15 protein-coding genes and 1 tRNA gene are annotated in these 19,201 nt (G+C 32.3%); all 16 read right to left on the minus strand.

The window, feature by feature from the left end; translation table 11 throughout:
• Positions 1 to 2: 2 nt before the first annotated feature.
• Positions 3 to 779, minus strand: a complete 777-nt coding sequence (gene trpC, locus AAID94_06585; protein ID XAK23505.1) for an indole-3-glycerol phosphate synthase TrpC — start codon at positions 777 to 779, stop codon at positions 3 to 5.
• The gene (locus AAID94_06590) at positions 776 to 2,053 is read right to left on the minus strand and encodes a tetratricopeptide repeat protein (GenBank protein ID XAK23506.1); all 1,278 of its coding nucleotides are present in this window, start codon (positions 2,051 to 2,053) and stop codon (positions 776 to 778) included. The genes trpC and AAID94_06590 overlap by 4 nt, the downstream gene beginning before the upstream one ends.
• Positions 2,026 to 2,400: a YkgJ family cysteine cluster protein gene (locus AAID94_06595; GenBank protein ID XAK23507.1), complete on the minus strand. Its 375-nt coding sequence runs from the start codon at positions 2,398 to 2,400 to the stop codon at positions 2,026 to 2,028. The genes AAID94_06590 and AAID94_06595 overlap by 28 nt, the downstream gene beginning before the upstream one ends.
• Entirely contained in the window at positions 2,390 to 3,091 is a 702-nt protein-coding gene (locus AAID94_06600) for a methyltransferase (protein XAK23508.1), read from the minus strand. The genes AAID94_06595 and AAID94_06600 overlap by 11 nt, the downstream gene beginning before the upstream one ends.
• A gap of 2 nt (positions 3,092 to 3,093) precedes the next feature.
• On the minus strand, positions 3,094 to 3,249 hold the full coding sequence (locus AAID94_06605) for a hypothetical protein (GenBank protein ID XAK23509.1): 156 nt from the start codon (positions 3,247 to 3,249) through the stop codon (positions 3,094 to 3,096).
• 77 nt (positions 3,250 to 3,326) lie between these two features.
• Positions 3,327 to 3,403, minus strand: a tRNA-Arg gene (locus AAID94_06610).
• A 27-nt stretch (positions 3,404 to 3,430) separates the two neighbouring features.
• Positions 3,431 to 5,506, minus strand: coding sequence for an elongation factor G (gene fusA, locus AAID94_06615; GenBank protein ID XAK23510.1), 2,076 nt, complete (start codon positions 5,504 to 5,506; stop codon positions 3,431 to 3,433).
• A gap of 12 nt (positions 5,507 to 5,518) precedes the next feature.
• Complete coding sequence (gene rpsG, locus AAID94_06620; protein XAK23511.1) at positions 5,519 to 5,989, minus strand: 30S ribosomal protein S7; 471 nt, start codon at positions 5,987 to 5,989, stop codon at positions 5,519 to 5,521.
• Between the two features lie 69 nt (positions 5,990 to 6,058).
• Positions 6,059 to 6,442, minus strand: coding sequence for a 30S ribosomal protein S12 (gene rpsL / locus AAID94_06625; protein XAK23512.1), 384 nt, complete (start codon positions 6,440 to 6,442; stop codon positions 6,059 to 6,061).
• Between the two features lie 140 nt (positions 6,443 to 6,582).
• Positions 6,583 to 7,371: a DarT ssDNA thymidine ADP-ribosyltransferase family protein gene (locus AAID94_06630; GenBank protein XAK23513.1), complete on the minus strand. Its 789-nt coding sequence runs from the start codon at positions 7,369 to 7,371 to the stop codon at positions 6,583 to 6,585.
• Positions 7,372 to 7,376: 5 nt separating this feature from the next.
• Positions 7,377 to 8,336, minus strand: coding sequence for a phosphotransferase (locus AAID94_06635; GenBank protein XAK23514.1), 960 nt, complete (start codon positions 8,334 to 8,336; stop codon positions 7,377 to 7,379).
• Between the two features lie 10 nt (positions 8,337 to 8,346).
• Positions 8,347 to 9,156 carry a hypothetical protein gene (locus AAID94_06640; GenBank protein XAK23515.1) on the minus strand — a complete coding sequence of 270 codons (810 nt, stop codon included), beginning with the start codon at positions 9,154 to 9,156 and terminating at the stop codon, positions 8,347 to 8,349.
• Between the two features lie 265 nt (positions 9,157 to 9,421).
• On the minus strand, positions 9,422 to 13,972 hold the full coding sequence (gene rpoC, locus AAID94_06645) for a DNA-directed RNA polymerase subunit beta' (GenBank protein ID XAK23516.1): 4,551 nt from the start codon (positions 13,970 to 13,972) through the stop codon (positions 9,422 to 9,424).
• Entirely contained in the window at positions 13,965 to 18,101 is a 4,137-nt protein-coding gene (gene rpoB / locus AAID94_06650; GenBank protein XAK24793.1) for a DNA-directed RNA polymerase subunit beta, read from the minus strand. Before rpoB ends, rpoC begins: the two co-directional genes overlap by 8 nt.
• A gap of 110 nt (positions 18,102 to 18,211) precedes the next feature.
• Entirely contained in the window at positions 18,212 to 18,589 is a 378-nt protein-coding gene (gene rplL, locus AAID94_06655) for a 50S ribosomal protein L7/L12 (GenBank protein XAK23517.1), read from the minus strand.
• A 16-nt stretch (positions 18,590 to 18,605) separates the two neighbouring features.
• Complete coding sequence (gene rplJ, locus AAID94_06660; protein ID XAK23518.1) at positions 18,606 to 19,085, minus strand: 50S ribosomal protein L10; 480 nt, start codon at positions 19,083 to 19,085, stop codon at positions 18,606 to 18,608.
• Between the last annotated feature and the right edge of the window lie 116 nt (positions 19,086 to 19,201).

Genomic DNA, 19,201 nt, shown 5'->3' on the forward strand with positions numbered 1-19,201 from the left:
TTTTAAAGCAAGGCTTTCAAAGCCTCTCCTTCATCGTTTTGACGCATAAAATATTCTCCAATTAAAAAAGCATCAACACCTAAATTTTGCAAATGTCTTAAAAAATCTTTATCCTCTAAACCACTTTCTGCGATAATAATTTTTGAATTTGGAATTTGTGGAATAAGCTTTTCACATAAATTCATATCCATAGAAAAATCATCCAAATTGCGATGATTTATACCTATAATATCAGCTCCTGAAAAAATCGCTTTACTCAAATCTTCTTTATCGTGAATTTCCACCAAGGCTTCAAGTCCCAAATGCCTTGTAAATTCGAGTAATCTTTTAAGCTCTTTCATACTTAACATTCTAGCAATAAGCAAAACAAAATCCGCCCCATAAACCAAAGCTTCTAAAATTTGATACTCATCAAAAATAAAATCCTTTCGCAACAAAGGAGCACGCGTATAACGGCGTATCATACTAAGGTATTCTAAACTCCCTTGAAAAAAATGCGGTTCTGTTAAAACTGAAATAGCAGCGGCGCCATTTTTTTCGTATTTTAAAGCTATATCCAAAGGATCGAAATTTTCCCTTATAACCCCCTTGCTTGGACTGGCTTTTTTAACCTCTGCGATAATTCTTACTTCATTTTCTACTCTTTTTAAAGCAGCTTTAACATCTTTAGGAAAAAAAGGATTTGATGCTAAAGATCGTCCCAACACATCATAAGGCAGTTGCGCCTTACGCTCTTTCAAATCTTCTTTAGTTTTTTCAAAAATTTTATCTAAAATCATGGTTTAATACACGCCTTTATCGCTTTTGCATGAGCTTTGCTCTCATCAGAATTTGCAAATTCTTTATCCTCTAAAGTTTGCTTCAAAATTTCCCAAGCCTTTTGACAATCACCCTGTTTATAATACCCCCACGCTAAAGAATCTAAATAATATAAATTTTGAGGCTCTTTTTTCAAAGCAAGATGAACTAATTTTATACCCTTTTCAAGATCTAAATCATAATCTATCAACAAATATCCATAATAATTTAAATACAAGGCATCACTATTTTCATCAATTGCATCGGAAAATTTTTCACTCACAAGAGTAACAACTTGTGGGGTAATTTTTTTTTCCAAATTTGCTTCTTCAAATTCAAAAATTGCTGCACGCAAAAGATATTCTTTCTCTTGAGTGTGTTTATAAATTTGCATACTAAGATCTTTTGCCTTGCCGTATAGTTTTAACCTTTGATACAAATAAAGCTTTACATCATCATCTACATTATATTTTAAGGCAAAATGCAATGCTTCTTTATCTTTATTTTGAGCATTTAAAAGCTCGATAAGAGCTAGAATAAAACTTTGATTTTTTGTAATATTATAAAGCTCTATATAAATTTCTTGTAAAGCTTTGTCATTTCCCTCGTCATTATAAATCTTTGCTAGTAAAATACAAGTTTTAAGAGTACAACCATTAATATTTTTTGAAGTTTCAAGTATATTTTTAATGCTTAAAGTATCGTTTAATATCGCATAAACACCCACAAGCTTAAACAAGATCTCCTCGTTTTGAATTTGATTATAAGCTAGTTGGTAATACTTTATGGCATCTTTTAAATTGTTTTGGCGCATTAAAACATCTCCATAAAGCTCTAAATTTCTTGGATCATCACTTTTTTTCTTTAAAAGCTCTTCGATAAGCTTTTGAGCCTCGTTAAGATTGTAAGAATTTAAGGCATAAAGTGCACTAAGACGCTTAAGATTATCACTCTTATCAAGATAAGGTTTAGCTATATTATTTATTTCTTCTTTTTTGTCAAGATTATTTGCTAGAGTCAGCAAAAAAGCATTTTCTAAAAAATTAGTAATATTATAATCCCTAAAAAGTGCCAAAAACTCATCTCTAGCTTCTTCGTATTGATTAAAATATTCATAATTATAAGCCTTCATGATTCTTAAATCAAATTCATTACTCTTTTGTTGCTCATAATTAGGATAAGCTATAACCGTTTTTGAAGCCCCGCACGCTGTTAAAAAAAAGCCTATTAAGACAAATAACAAATTCCTATACATTCTTTTTTTAGCTCCTCTTGATGTGTTTTAAAATATTCCCAAAAAGGAAAGGTACGGCATTGCATCGGACGAAAATCGTAGATAGAGCAGTTTCTTTTCTCCTTATCAAAAAAAATACATGCAAATCCATCTTCAAATTCAACCTCCTTAAAGCTCATTCTAAAGCCTACCTTTTTTAAATATTTTAAAGCAAATTCTTTTTCATCTAATTGCAAATGTTCTCGCAAAGCCTTTAACTCTTCTTTATTTGCAAAAATATTTCCACTTTCTCCTGTGCAGCATTTTCCACCACATTTCTGACAAGCATTTTCATCAAATCCGTAAGAAAAATCTTTATTAAATATCATAACTCTCCAACCTAAATCTAGAGTGAATCTCTTGCATTTGTTCACTTAAATTCTCATTTTTATAAACAAAAAAAGGAGGTAAAATCTCACATGGTGACTTTACACTTTTTCTAGCTTGCACCAATACAAGCCTTGCTTGAGTGTTTTGATGAGTATGCACAAAACGAATTTTAGTTAATTTTAGCTTTTTACTCTCTAAAGCAAGGCAAATTTTATCCAAAGCTAAAGCCTCGTAACAAAAATACAATACCCCCATAGGCTTTAACAAAGTATTAGATCTAGCAATAAATTCATCTAATGTTAAATATTTTTGAAATTTACTTATATTTTTATGCATATTTTTACTCTCATGAGCTCCATCTCTATAAAAAGGTGGATTGCAAACTATAAAGTCAAATTTTTTATTGTTTTGAAAATTCCTAAAATCTTCGTGGAATATCTCAGCTTGTATATTGTTTTGTTTTAAATTACGATGAATTAATTCTATATTTTCTTGCTGTATATCAAGCAAAGATAAATCTAAATTAGAAACAAATTTTTTAAGTAAAATTCCTATAATACCACATCCTGAACCTACTTCTAGGACTTGATTTCTTACACCCATTTCTAAAACAAAATCAGCCAAAAGCAAAGAATCGCTATTGTAACGATAACCATCATTCAATTGAGCTAATTTAATATTATCTTGCATTTTCAATGAGTTGGAATTTTAACTCTTTTCAAAGGAGCATTTTCTTTGCTTGTGTTTTGTTCTTGTTTTAAAACATTATTTTGACTTGCGAAATCTATAAAATTTTGAGCAAAAAGTAAAGAAGATAATAACGATATTACGAAAAAAAATTTCAACATAATTTTCCTTGAAATTTGAATTCTATTTTGAGTTTATTTAAAAAACTTAGCTTGGCAAAATAAATACAAACTTTAAATGGTGTCCACGGCGAGATTCGAACTCACGGCCTCAAAATTAGGAATTTTGCGCTCTATCCTGCTGAGCTACGAGGACAAAAGCGGGAAAATCCCGCTTTAATACTTAACCATTTCTCTTTTTAATGATTTCCTCAGCAACATTTTTAGGAACTTCATCATAATGATCAAATTCCATAGAATAAGTCGCACGACCTTGAGTTTGACTTCTAAGATCAGTTGAGTATCCAAACATTTCAGCCAAAGGACAAAATGCTGTGATGATTTTATTTCCACCTCTTTCATCCATACTGTTTACTTGACCGCGACGCTTATTAAGATCGCCAATTACATCACCCATATAATCTTCAGGAGTTTCAACTTCAACCTTCATCATAGGCTCAAGGATTACAGCACCTGCTTTTCTAGCACCCTCTTTAAAGCCCATAGAAGCAGCAAGTTTAAATGCCATCTCTGATGAATCCACCTCATGGTAGCTTCCATCATAAACAGTTACTTTAACATCTTCTACTGGATAACCTGCTAAAACACCATTTTGTAAGGCTTCTTGAACACCCTTATCTACTGCAGGAATATATTCTTTTGGAATTACCCCACCTTTGATATCATTAACAAACTCATATCCACTACCTGGCTCAAGTGGCTCAAGACGTAAGAATACATGTCCATATTGACCGCGTCCACCTGATTGTTTAGCGTATTTGTATTCTTGCTCAACAGTTTTTCTAATAGTTTCACGATAAGCAACTTGAGGTTGTCCCACTTCAGCTTCTACTTTAAATTCACGAAGCATACGATCAACGATAATTTCAAGATGCAATTCACCCATACCTGAAATGATAGTTTGACCACTTTCTTCATCTGTAGAAACTCTAAAGCTTGGATCTTCTTGAGCTAGTTTATTTAATGCAATAGACATTTTTTCTTGATCTGCTTTGGTTTTTGGCTCTACTGCAACAGAAATAACAGGATCTGGGAAATCCATTCTTTCAAGAATTACTTTATCTTTTTCACTCGCAAGAGTATCTCCTGTTAAAGTATCTTTAAGTCCTACAACTGCACCGATCTCTCCTGCGTAAAGAACTTTAATCTCTTCTCTTTTATTAGAGTGCATTTTTAACAAACGACCGATTCTCTCTTTTTTATCTTTGGTTGAGTTATAAGCATAAGAACCGCTTTCTAAACATCCACGATAAACACGCACGAAAGTTAATTGTCCTACAAATGGGTCAGTCATGATTTTAAATGCAAGTCCTGCAAATTCACCATCATCAGTTGATTTTACAGAAACTTCTGTACCATCTTCATATTCTCCTTTGATGTTTGCAACTTCATCTGGAGCTGGCAAATAAGCTACAACAGCATCAAGTAAAGGTTGAACACCCTTATTTTTAAATGCAGTCCCACAAAGCATAGGAACAATAGAAAGACTTAAACATCCTGCTTTGATACCTGTTTTAATTTCTTCAAGGCTTAATTCTTCACCGCCTAGATATTTTTCCATCAACTCATCTGAAGTTTCTGAAACCGCTTCTATCATTTTAGTGCGATATTCTTCCGCCTTTTCTTTAAGTTCAGCGGGAATTTCTTTTTCTACATAATCTGTTGGCTTAGTATCATCTTCCCAAACTAAAGCTTTCATAGTTACAAGATCGATAACACCTTTGAAATTATCTTCAGCACCGATTGGAATTTGAAGTGGAACTGGATTAGCTTTTAAGCGATTGCGAATTTGATCTTCTACATTATAGAAATTTGCACCGATTCTGTCCATTTTATTTACAAAAACTATTCTTGGAACACCGTATTTGTTTGCTTGTCTCCAAACAGTTTCACTTTGAGGTTGTACCCCACCTACTGAACAAAATACTGCAACAGCACCATCAAGAACACGCATAGATCTTTCAACTTCTATGGTGAAATCCACGTGGCCCGGAGTGTCTATAAGATTGATTTGATGATCTTTCCAAAAACAAGTCGTCGCAGCAGAGGTAATAGTAATACCTCTTTCTTTTTCTTGTTCCATCCAGTCCATAGTCGCAGCACCATCATGCACTTCGCCTATTTTATGGCTCATACCTGTAAAGAAAAGAATTCTCTCACTTGTAGTTGTTTTTCCCGCATCAATATGTGCAGCAATACCGATATTTCTAACTCTTTTTAAAGGAGTACTTCTAGACATTTTTTCTCCTTCTTACCAGCGATAGTGAGCAAATGCTTTATTTGCTTCAGCCATTTTATAAGTATCTTCTTTTTTCTTAAATGAAGCACCTTTGCTATTTGCCGCATCTAAAAGTTCAGCTGCAAGTTTATCTATCATAGTTCTTTCACTTCTTTTTCTAGCAAAAGAAATAATCCAACGAATTGCCAAAGCTTGTTGTCTAGCAGGACGAACTTCTACTGGAACTTGATAAGTCGCTCCACCTACGCGGCGAGATTTTACTTCTAGCAAAGGTTTAATATTTTCAATCGCATCATTAAAGATATCAATACCTTTTTTTTCGCCACCTTTTTTATCGATAAGTTCTAAAGCGCCATACATAATAGTAGTAGCTGTGCTTTTTTTACCATCATACATTAAAGAATTAATAAATTTTGTGATTACTTTGTTACCATAAATCGGATCAGGCAAGACTTCTCTTACTGGAGCTTTTCTTCTTCTCATTATTTTTCCTTCAAATTTTAAATTTTACTCAAACAAAATCAAATCTAACGGATTCGTCTGTCTAAAAAATTACTTAGCACTTGCTTTAGGGCGTTTTGCACCATATTTAGAACGAGAAACTGTTCTTTTTGCAACACCCGCAGTATCAAGTGCACCACGCACAATATGATATTTCACACCTGGCAAGTCTTTTACCCTACCGCCACGCACTAAAACAATGCTGTGTTCTTGTAGGTTGTGACCTTCACCACCGATATAGCTAATCACTTCAAAGCCACTAGTAAGTCTTACTTTGGCAACTTTTCTTAACGCTGAGTTTGGTTTTTTAGGAGTTGTTGTATAAACCCTAGTGCAAACTCCCCTTCTTTGTGGGCAATTTTTAAGCGCTGGAGATTTAGATTTTTCTAAAACTTTTTTGCGCTCTTTTCTAACCAATTGATTTATGGTAGGCACAATAATTCCTTTCTTTAAAAAATATAATAAACTTTGGATGATATCTAAATTTTACTTATAAGATTATAAACCGATCTTGTTTTAGCACCAAAACAAACATTAAACAACTGATAAATATAAAAATTAATTATATTACTATGTTAAAATGGAGGTTCGAAATCATCTCTGCAACGATATTCTTCATATTCTTCATATTCTTCATATTCTTCATATTCTTCATATTCTTCATATTCTTCGTCAATTCTAACAATTTTTTTAATATATTCTGGTGGAATAACACCTTCAAATAAAATTTCTGCTTGAATATTGGTAGGTTCGTTATCAGCTTTATTTTCTTCTCTGTATGCAGATCTTCTACCATAAGATGTTACCCAATGTATCTCATCGTTAAATAAATTTTTTAAATCTCGTATTTCACTTCCGTGTGGAACATCTTTTGAGGCAGCATTAGATGAATAATATATTCTATCATTGTTTTCTTTATATAATATACTTGCATCAATATATACCAAAACACCATCTTTTATGGTACCTCTTTCTTTATATGCTTGATATAGAAATTTATTATAGTTGGTAATAGATAATGAAATATAGTTTAATCTATTATCCAACCTTTTTTCATCACTATAACAATATGAAAACCCCATCTCATCTAAACGAGTTCTTGATAACATTCCATATCTCCATATTGAAGGAATATTTCTAGAGTCTGTAAAATGGAGTAAAAATTTTATCCCTCTAGTATTTAGAAAAGTTTGCAATTCTTCATCGTATTCTTCATTATATTCTTCATCGTATTCTTCATTATATTCTTCATTATATTCTTCATTATAGCCATAAAAATTCTTTGTTTGTTTTACAAAATTTGGCACTCCAAATTCATCAAATCCACCCATACTATCTTGTATAAATAACGCTTCGCTACTCATTGTATCTATCTCCTTTTGCAACAATTCAGTATACTTTTGATAAATTTTATTCTTTTTGTTATAAAAGTCTCATTAACAAATCTGCTACCAATACAATTAATTTTATTAATATAAATGGCAGTTGTTATAATATCTCTAGCTATAACAAAAAAATCAATATATCTTATTTCATTATCTAAAATCGGTGAAGCATTTTGATAATTTTTTAAAAAATCATTCCATATATCGGTACGCTTATTTAAAATACAGCTCCACTTAAAAACAGCTAGATCATATAAAGCGCAACCAAACCCGATAAAATCGAAATCTAAAATATAAATTTTTTTATTATATATGATTATATTATCACTATGCAAGTCATTATGACAATATCTTTTTGTAAATTTTATTTCTTTTAAAATTTCTAAAGAGTGAAATATGTTATAAAATTCAGAAGAATATTTTGCATAATAATTCATTACAAATTTATCAATTATTATTTTACTATCGTTTAATATTTTTAAAACATTGTATTCCCTCATATCTAGCATAGAATTATTAAACAAGTCTGATAAGCTATGCAGTTTTGCTATATTTTTTCCAAGCGCACTAGCGCTAGAAAAATTATATTGTATTTTCACACCGGGTATATATTCCATCAGAATAGCCAATCTTTTACCTTCTGGATATTCAATGAATATATAGTATAAATTTTCTATAGATTTTATAAGACATGGGACTAATAGTTGTTTTTTTATTAAATAAAAAATATAGTCAATTTCAAATTTCAAGTCGTTTAACTGTTTCTCCATACTGTATATTTTTAAAATATATGTTGATTTATTTTTAGTAGCAATTTTATATATATCATTAATTTCAGTTTTAACCAATATTACATCTTCAATATCTATAAGATTATATTTTTCTCTAATTATATTTTGAATATATTTTGTAGAAATAATTGATTTTAAGATATTATTGCGCATGCTTTTGATATTAAAATAATACTTCTGGATGATATTTTTGTATTTTATATTGATAAAATTCTTCTATGTCTTTAAAATTTACTTCACTGAAATCTTGCATATTTTCAATTTTGCTAATGTAAGCATTTAATTCATTATTTGCATAGAGATAATTATATATGGCACAACTTCTAGCTTGGCAATTAATGGAATTTTTACTGAGTTCTATATCTGTAAATATATTATATTTAGATATATCTATATTGTTCTCCAAGAGCGCCTTGATATAAATATAATCGTAAAAAAAAGTTACTGGCATATTTGGATATAATTTATTTTTAAAACAAAAACAATCTAATACAGAATCAGGATATAATAACAAATAAAGCTTGTTTAATCTACGTTTTAATTTCGTATCTAAAAAAAACACTCCTTTTATTTGTTGATAAAGTTTTTGTGTTTGCTCTGTTTTTTTTACTTTATCCAATAAAAATATATCACTTTCTATATCATTTTTTATATCGTAAAAACTTCTCCTATTTCCATCTTTATCTAAAAAAACTTTTGATGTTTGAAAAATATCTTCAACGCAACTCCCATTCAGCTTTAAATTAAAGGCGCTTAGCTTTATGCCTAAAATTTTATTAGGAGATTTAGTAGATACTTCTAATATTTGAGCGTTTGGATATTCTTTTTTAATCTCAGAATGTAAAGATTTTATACATTTCTGTTTTTGAGAGTTTGCAAAACCTCCAAAATAATCATACTCTATTTCTCTTTCTAGTACTTTATTATCACATACGACAAAATATTTTTTTTTACTTCTTGCTTGCTTTGCCACACATCATCCTTGTGTTTTAAAATAAAGATAATATTTAATTTTTACTTATAAAATTATAAACTATAAATAATTTAAGTATTTTTGCAAAATTTATAAAATGAGCACCTTACTGATGGAAAATAAATTTATACTATTTGGCATTTGTTGATATTATGACTTTATAAATATTTAATTTTTATAATGATAGTAAAAGAAGAAAAAATAATTAATTTAAGTTTTTAAATTGAGGCAAAATGAAAAATAGCCTAAGATAGGCTATTTTAAATTATTCTTGTTCTTTGAGTTTTAAATTTTGCTCACCATAAAGCCCTGTTCCAACAGGAATCATTCTACCCAAAATAACATTTTCTTTTAAGTCTTCTAAGTAGTCAAATTTACCCGCGATACTTGCTTCGGTAAGTACTTTTGTTGTTTCTTGGAATGAAGCTGCAGAAATCACACTATCACTTCCTATCGCTGCTCTTGTAACACCTAAAAGCACAGGCTCAGCAATAGCTGGTTCTCCACCCAATCTAAGAATTCTTTCATTTTCCTCACGGAATTTGCGTCTTGAAACCAAATCCCCTTCGATAAACTTAGTATGTCCGCTATCAATAATTTTAACCTGTCTTAACATTTGAGAAACTATAACCTCAATATGCTTATCAGAAATAACAACCCCTTGACCTCGGTATACTTGTTGAATTTCAGAAATCAAGTAATAATGCAAGGCTTTTTCGCCTAAAATTTTAAGCACATCATGACTTGAAACTACCCCATCAGTTAGTTTCTCACCCGCGTGAATAAATTCTCCTTCTCTTACTTGAATATGTTTTGATTTATCGATTAAATACTCAGCGCTTGTACCATCTTCTGCTTGGATAATCAATCTTTCTTTTGAGCGCAAAGGTTTATCAAAACGAACCACACCATCAATCTCTGCAATTACTGCTGCATTCTTTGGTTTTCTTGCCTCAAAAAGCTCTGAAACTCTTGGAAGACCCCCTGTGATATCTTTTGATTTCGCCGCCGCTTTTGGAGTTTTTGCCAAAATATCCGCTTGAGAAATTTTATCACCATCATGAACGAAAATAACCGTTTTTGGCTCCAATTGATAGCGCACTGCTTTATCGCCTTTGCCTGCGATTATTAAGGTTGGTCTTACCCCGCTTGGCAAATATTCATTAATCACTAGCGAGCGCTTGCCTGTTGCTTCATCGATTTGCTCATCTGCACTATAACCTGCTTCTATATCTTCAAAACTTACCACACCATCAATCTCTGCAATGATAGTGTTATTATAAGCATCCCATTCTGCGATAATAGATTTTTCTTGTTTTGGTGCACTAGCAATTATAGAATCAAAATTAACCTCTTCGCTATCATTAAATTCTATTCTTGACTCCCTTGGAATATAGTGTCTTTTTGCCTCTCTATCATTTTCATCAGCAACTACAACAAAAAATCCTTTTTCTTTTACTATATCACCTTTTTTGATATTTCTAACCCTATCAAGTCCATCACCTTTAAGAATATAGAATTTTAGAATCCCCTTTTCCCCTGCTTTGATATTTTGTACAACAGGATCTCCATCTTTTACAAGAATTTCACTTGCAAATGGAATACGGTTTGGAACATTCCAACCCTCTTTAATCATCTCAACAATACTTTCATTTTCTTCAACTTCAGCACCACTTTGATATGGTAAATAAAGTTTTCCGTCAATGCTTCCGCTAACGCCTGCTAATTCATTTGGTTTAGCAAGATCGTATTTTCTAAGAATATATTTTGCTTCTTGTTTTTTATCTTTTATAGAAATAATTACATCTTCGTGAATATTTTCTATATTGACAATACCTTTAAATGGTGCCTTAATTTTTGGCTCCACAAGTAAAATAGCCGCATTTCTACGATTAGCTACTATATCTTTACCTTCTTTGTTTTTATAAGTTTTAAGGTTATAAAATCTTATAAAACCTTCTTTTTGGGCACTTACTTGCCTATCTTGTAAATCCGTACTAGCAGTTCCCCCGCTATGGAAAGTTCTAAGTGTAAGTTGAGTTCCTGGCTCACCAATAGATTGAGCAGAAATGATACCCACTGCCTCACCTGGCTTAACAAGCTTGCCTTCGCCAAGATTGATTCCATAACATTTTGCACAAATTCCTTTTTTAGCTTTACAAGTGATTGGAGTGCGAATATTTACACTTTTTACACCGCTTTCTCCCAATATTCTAGCTTTTTCTTCATCTATCAAAGTGCCTTCTGCAAAAAGCACAGAATTTGTAATAGGATCTATTACATCTTCAGCTATAACCCTACCTAAAATTCTCTCTTCTAAAGTTTCTATAATAGAACTATCTGCGGTGATCTCATTAATTTCAACACCTTCGTGCGTTCCGCAATCTTCAACAGTGATTTTTACATTTTGTGCCACATCGATAAGTTTTCTTGTCAAATAACCCGCGTTTGCTGTTTTAAGAGCAGTATCTGCCAAACCTTTTCTGGCTCCGTGAGTTGAAATAAAATACTCAAGAACATTCAAACCTTCACGGAAATTTGAAATAATAGGTGTTTCAATAATCGATCCATCAGGTTTAGTCATAAGCCCTCTCATAGCAGCAAGCTGAGAAATTTGAGCTGCACTACCCCTAGCACCTGAATCTGCCATCATATAAATAGAATTAAAGCCTTCCTTATCTTTTTCTACAAGTTTCATCATATCTCTTGAAAGAGTATTATTGGTAGTTTTCCAAATATCAATAATTTTGTTATATCTTTCACCTGAAGTGATTAAACCAAGATTATAAGAATTTTGAATTTCTCTTACTTGCTTTTTAGCCTCATCAATAGCCTTTTGTTTATCACTAGGAACAATAATATCAGCAATAGATATAGAAACACCTGCTTTAGTTGCATATTCAAAACCTAAATTTTTAAGTTTATCTAAAAAACTTGCAGTAATTTGTAAACCACCCTGTTTGTATACATAATCCACAAGCGCAGCAATATCTTTCTTTTTTAAAACCTTATTCCACATATTCTCAGTAACAAAATCAGGCAAAATAGATTTAATAATAAGTCTTCCTGCCGTTGTAGTAATCTTCCTGCCATCAACCATGGTTTGAATACTAGCATGAATATCAAGGCATTTACTTTCAAGAGCCATCATAACTTCATCAATGCCTGTGCATATTTTATGTGAGCCTTTTGCTCCCATTTTTTCCAAAGAAAGATAATAAATTCCCAAAACCATATCTTGAGAAGGTACAGTTACAGACTTTCCACTTGCAGGCAAGAGAATATTCATGGAAGAAAGCATTAAAACCTTACACTCTGCAATCGCTTCTTGAGAAAGTGGCACATGCACTGCCATTTGATCCCCGTCAAAGTCTGCGTTAAATGCCGCACAAACCAAAGGATGAAGCTGTATTGCTTTTCCTTCAACCAAAACAGGATGAAAAGCTTGGATAGAAAGCTTATGTAGAGTCGGAGCACGGTTTAGCATAACAGGATGCCCTTTTACCACTTCTTCTAAACATTCCCAAACTTCATTGGTTTTGTTTTCTATCATTTTTTTAGCTTGTTTTACTGTAGTAGCATAACCTTTTTCTTCAAGTTTAGCTAATAAATGTGGTTTGAAAAGTTCTAAAGCCATTTTTTTAGGCAAGCCACATTGATCCATTCTAAGTTTTGGCCCTACAACAATAACGCTACGACCTGAAAAATCTACCCTTTTACCCAGCAAGTTTTGTCTAAAACGACCTTGCTTACCTTTGATAATTTCACTCAAAGATTTTAATGGACGCTTATTTGCTCCTTTAACTGCATTAGCACGACGACCATTATCAAAAAGCGCATCTACAGCTTCTTGAAGCATTCTTTTTTCATTTCTTATGATAATTTCAGGTGCATCAAGCTCCATAAGTTTTTTAAGACGTGTATTTCTATTGATAACACGGCGATATAAATCATTTACATCAGAAACTGCGAATTTACCTCCATCTAGAGCAACCAAAGGACGCAAATCAGGTGGTAATACAGGTAAATTTGTAATCATCATCCATTCAGGACGATTTGGTACTGCATCTTCATTGTTTGTATTTGCGTTTAAATTTGAATTTAAAAAGTTTTCTACAACTTTTAAACGTTTTATAATGGTTTTTTTCTTAGCCTCTGAATTTGTAGCAGTCATTTCTTCTTTAAGCTGGTTCAAAAGTGCCACAAGATCTAAATTTGCTAGCAAGTCGCGAACTACCTCGCCACCCATTCTTGCTTTAAAACCACTGTTTTCATAACGCTGCATTAAATTTTGATATTGCTCTTCGTTTAATACGTCGCAGTATTCTACTTTTTTTGTGCTTTCATTATCATAGTATGCTTCTCCTGCATTTTCTACAATATAAGCTTCATAATAAAGTACGCGCTCAAGATCTTTCATCTTAACGCCAAGAAGTGTTCCTATACGACTTGGAAGAGAATTGACATACCAAATATGAGCTACTGGAGTTACAAGTTCAATGTGTCCCATTCTAGAACGACGAACTTTTGAATTTGCAACTTCAACCCCACATTTTTCGCATTTAACACCCTTAAAACGCATTTTTTTGTATTTACCACAAAGACATTCATAATCTCTAATAGGACCAAAAATTTTCGCGCAAAAAAGTCCATCTCTTTCTGGTTTTAAGGTTCTATAATTAATAGTTTCTGGCTTTTTTACTTCGCCATAAGACCAAGATTTAATTTTTTCAGGACTCGCAAGTCTAAGTTGAAATGCTTCAAAGTCCCTAGGTCTTGCATCTTCTTTGATTTCTATTACTTTAAATTTACTCATTGTCTTCATCCTTGTCAAAAATCTCAACATCTAAAGCTAGAGATTTAAGTTCATTAGTCAATACAAAAAATGTCTCCGGAATTCCTGTTGCTGGGACATTTTCTCCTTTGGTAAGCGCTTTATAGGCACTGAATCTACCTTCAACATCATCAGATTTTATAGTAAGCATCTCTCTTAAAGTATGAGCTGCCCCATAAGCTTCAAGTGCCCAAACCTCCATTTCACCAAATCTTTGTCCACCAAAGAGTGCTTTACCACCCACAGGTTGCTGAGTAACCAAACTATAAGGTCCAGTACTTCTAGCATGAACTTTTTCATCAACCAAATGGTGAAGTTTTAGCATATACATACATCCCACATGAACTCTCTCAGCGATTTTTTCTCCAGTACGACCATCGTAAAGCTCTGTTTTACCATCCATGTCAATCTTTGCTATTTCAAAAAGTTTTGCAAACTCTTCTATATTTACTCCCTCAAAAACAGGGGTTGCAAATTTAACACCCTTGCTCCAATCTCTTGCATAATTTAAAAGCTCCTCATCACTTAAATTTTTAATGAATTCTTTTTCATTTGCAAGTCTTGGGATAGAACATATTTCAAGCATTTTTGCTCTTAATTCTTTAATGAAATCTTTTTGTTTTCTGTCAAAAATTTCTTGAATTTGATCACCCAGTCTAAGTCCTACAAGACCTAAATGGCTTTCTAAAATTTGTCCTATATTCATACGGCTTGGAACCCCAAGTGGATTAAGTGCGATATCTACACTTTTTCCATTTGGTAAATAAGGCATATCCACTTCAGGTACTATAGTAGAAACTATACCTTTGTTTCCGTGGCGTCCTGCCATTTTATCACCCACTTTAAGCTTGCGTTTTGTTGCGATATACACCTTAACAAGCTTAATTACTCCACTTGGCAAGATATCATCTTTTTCTAAAATTTCAAGCTTCTCATCGTGCTCAGCTTTAAGCTTTTTCTTCTCATTTTGGAAATGATTTTTTAATTCTTCGTATTCTTTTTGAACTTCTTTAGAATAAGCTTTAATTAAAGTAGTCAAGGTAAAACGATTGATTTTTTCCAAATCCTCTAGGCTTGCTTTTTGTCCTTTTGTATAGTTTTTATCACCTATTTTTTGATCACTCATTAAAGCAGATTTAGAAAGCAATGCACAAACGCGTAGCATCTCTTCTCTATCCATCATTAAAAGTCTATCATGATGCTCTTTTTCTAAGGACATTTTTTCTTTATCATACGATTTTAAAGCTCTATCGTCTTTTTCATATCCTTTTTTGGTGAAAATTTTCACATCAACAACTACACCTTCTAAAGAAGCAGTAGCATAAAGGGATTTATTCACCACATGGCCGGCTTTTTCACCAAAAATCGCTCTTAAAAGTCTTTCTTCAGGCGTTGGCTTAACTTCACCTTTTGGAGAAACCTTACCTACTAAAATCATACCTGGTTTTATATGGGTACCAATTTTTGCTATACCGCTTTCATCCAAATGCGCAACATCTTCTTCTTTAACATTTGGTATATCTTTAGTAATCTCTTCTATACCATCTTTTAATTCTCTAGCTTCTATTTCTTTTTCGTAAATATGAACACTAGTAAAAGTATCTTCGCGTATAATTCTTTCACTTACTACTATAGCATCTTCGTAGTTATATCCATTCCAAGGCATAAAAGCAATCAAAGCATTTTTTCCGATAGCAAGTTCACCTTGATCCATAGAAGGACCATCAGCTATAATTTGCCCTGCTTTAACCACATCTCCCTTTTTAACAATAGGATGTTGCATAAAATTTGTATTTTGGTTTGTACGGAGATTTTTTTCCATAATATAATGATCTATAAATGGACCTTTTTCATCTTCACCAAGGATAAATATGCTTTTGTTATCTACTTTTTCAACAACCCCACCTCTTTTAGCCTTTATAGCTTCCCAAGCATCACGAGCAATGATATTTTCCATACCTGTTCCAACAATAGGCGCTGAAGAAGTTATAAGTGGAACTGCTTGACGTTGCATGTTTGAGCCCATCAATGCCCTATTTGCATCATCATGCTCTAAAAATGGGATCAAAGAAGCAGCAACACCCACAACCATACCCGAGCAAAGATCTATAAGCTGTACTTCTTCACGTCTTGCAAGTATAGTTTCTCCATCTTGTCTTGCTTCGACAAATTCTTCTATTATATTGCCTTTAGCATCTACTTTTGTAGAAGCTGGAGCAATAAACAAGCCTTCTTCTTGAGTAGCTGTTAAATACACAACCTGATCTGTTACTCTTCCATTTTCTACTTTTCTATAAGGCGCTTCAACAAATCCAAGCTCATTTACTTTAGCATAAGTAGATAAGGTATTGATCAAACCGATATTTTGTCCTTCTGGAGTTTCAACAGGACAAATTCTACCATAATGCGTCGCATGAACATCCCGTACTTCAAAACCCGCTCTTTCTTTAACAAGTCCACCTTCTCCTAAAGCTGACAAACGACGTTTATGCGTGACTTCGCTTAAAGGATTGGTTTGATCCATAAATTGTGAGAGTTGTCCACCTGTGAAAAATTCAATAATTGTCGTTGTAATCATTTTAGGATTGATCAAATCATAAGGCATTACTTTGTCAATATCTGCATTCAAAGAGGTAAATTTATCTTTGATAGCTTTTTGCATTTTAGCAAGACCCAAATGAAGTTCATTCGCTAAAAGTTCTCCGATAGAACGAATACGACGATTTCCTAAGTGATCCCTATCATCAATATGACCCTTACCATTTTTTACTTTAATTAAATATTTTGCAGTTTTGATAATATCTTCATTGGTTAGAACTGTTACATATTCTGGAACCTCAAGCCCTAATTTGTGATTCATTTTCATACGACCTACTTTAGTAAGATCATATCTTTCAGGGTTAAAAAATAAATCATTAACAAAGGCTTTAGCTGCATCTTTTACAACAGGCTCACCTGGACGCATTACTTTATAAATTCTAATAGCTGCCAGATCATTTTCATCATCAATATTTTCACTTTGTTTTAATAATTTTAAAGTTTCATTATCCTGTGCAAACGAGTTAATAATAGCTGCATCCACTCCATTTGCCAAATCGTTAGCTATTTCAAAACTTTTTTGCTCTTTAATTTTAGCAAGTTTGCTTTCATCAAGTAAGGTTAGGGAATCAAATAAAACTTCGCCACTTTCTTTATCAATAATAGGATTAGCCAGATAACGATTTAATAAAATTTCTACTGGATATTCTATCCATTTTAAACCATCTTTAATAAGCTGCTCAGCTTTCTTCTTAGTCAGTCTTTTACCAGCTTGATGGATAATTTTTCCTTTTTCATCCTTGATATCATATTCTATTCTATCCATAAAATCATTTGGATTAAATTCTGTTAAGAATTTATCTTTTTTAACATGAATTGTCTGAATAGGATAAAATAATTTAATAATATCTTGTTTTTTATACCCCAAAGCTCTAAAAAGCATTGTTACTGGTACTTTTCTTCTTTTATTAATCCTTACGTACAATACATCTTTGGCATCGTATTCAAAATAAAGCCAAGAACCGCGATCAGGAATAATTTGAGCAGTGTATACAAGCTTATTAACAACAGTCGAGCTTTCTTCTTCTTTGAAAATTACACCCGGACTTCTATGAAGCTGATTAACCACAACTCTTTCAACTCCATTGATAATAAAAGAAACTCTATCTGTCATCAATGGAATTTCTCTGATATAAATTTCTTGTTCTTTGATATCTTTTATACCAACTTTTTCACCTGTTTTCTCATCTTTCTCATGTAAAGTAAGACGGATTTTCATTTTTAAATTTACAGAGTAAGTTAAACCTCTTTCCATACACTCACGAATTGTGTATTTTGGTTTTCCAATTTCGCTGCTAACATACTCAAGACTTAACCTATTTTGTGGATCATGGATAGGAAAGATTGATTTAAAAACTTTTTCTATTCCACTTTCACCGTTTTCAAGATTTAAAAAATAATCAAAACTTGCTTTTTGAAGTTGAAGAAGATTTGGAATTTCTATTTGCTTTGAAATATTGGAGAAATCTACTCTTAAACGATTTCTTAATTTATTGTCTAACATATTGCATATACCTCGTGGTAAATTTTTGTAAATTTAAAAAAGAAGACCTAATATCTAGGTAAAAAATAAAAAAGAAGACTTACTAAAAAAGTAAATCTTCTTAAACTTTTAAAGCTTAATTACTTAAGTTCTACTTTAGCACCAGCTTCTTCAAGTTGTTTTTTAGCTTCTTCTGCATCAGCTTTAGCCACGCCTTCTTTTAAAGTTGAAGGTGTTTGCTCTACTGCATCTTTTGCTTCTTTAAGTCCAAGGCCAGTTAAAGCACGAACGATTTTAATTACTTCGATCTTTTTAGCACCACCATCGACTAAAACGATATCAAATTCAGTTTTTTCTTCAGCTGCAGCTGCTGCACCACCTGCTGCTGCACCACCTGCTACCATTACAGGAGCAGCAGATACGCCGAATTTTTCTTCAAATTCTTTTACAAGCTCAGAAAGCTCAAGAACACTTAAATTTGAAATAAATTCTAATACATCTTCTTTAGAAATTGCCATTTTTTATCCTTTATTATTATTCAGATTCTTTTTTATTTTTAAGCGCATTTAAACCAATAGTGAAATTGGTGATTGGCGCATTCCAAACTTGCAAAAGCATAGCAAGCAACTCGTTGCGAGAAGGCATTTTCGCTAAAGCTCTAACCTTAGCAACATCTGCAACTTCGCCTTCAATATGGGCAGTTTTAATTTCGAATTTATCATTATTTTCTTCGAATTTAGCTGCTACTTTTGAAACGCTAAGTTGGTCCTCGCCCCAAAGATAAATATTAGTATCTTTAAGAACCAGACCTGTTTTACCGGAATTATTAAGAGCAATGCTAGCCAAAGTGTTTTTAATAATTTGAACTTTTACATTGTTTTCTCTCGCATTATTTCTAAGTTCTTCAAGCTTTTTAGTGCTCAAGCCTTTGTAATTACAAACTACAATTGCTTCGCTAATTTTAAATTCTTCTTGAAGTTTAGCAATAATCTCAACTTTTTCGCTTCTAGTCACATTTTCTCCTTTCCGATTGAGATTTCAAGCAGAGTGGTTTTACCCAAATTAAGCTTTCGCCTCGACTATCTCCAATCTAAAATAAACATCTCAAAAAACTAAAAATTCTTTCAAAT

Origin of the sequence: Campylobacter coli, from assembly GCA_039516895.1 — a bacterium.
GTDB classification, from domain to species: domain Bacteria; phylum Campylobacterota; class Campylobacteria; order Campylobacterales; family Campylobacteraceae; genus Campylobacter_D; species Campylobacter_D coli_B.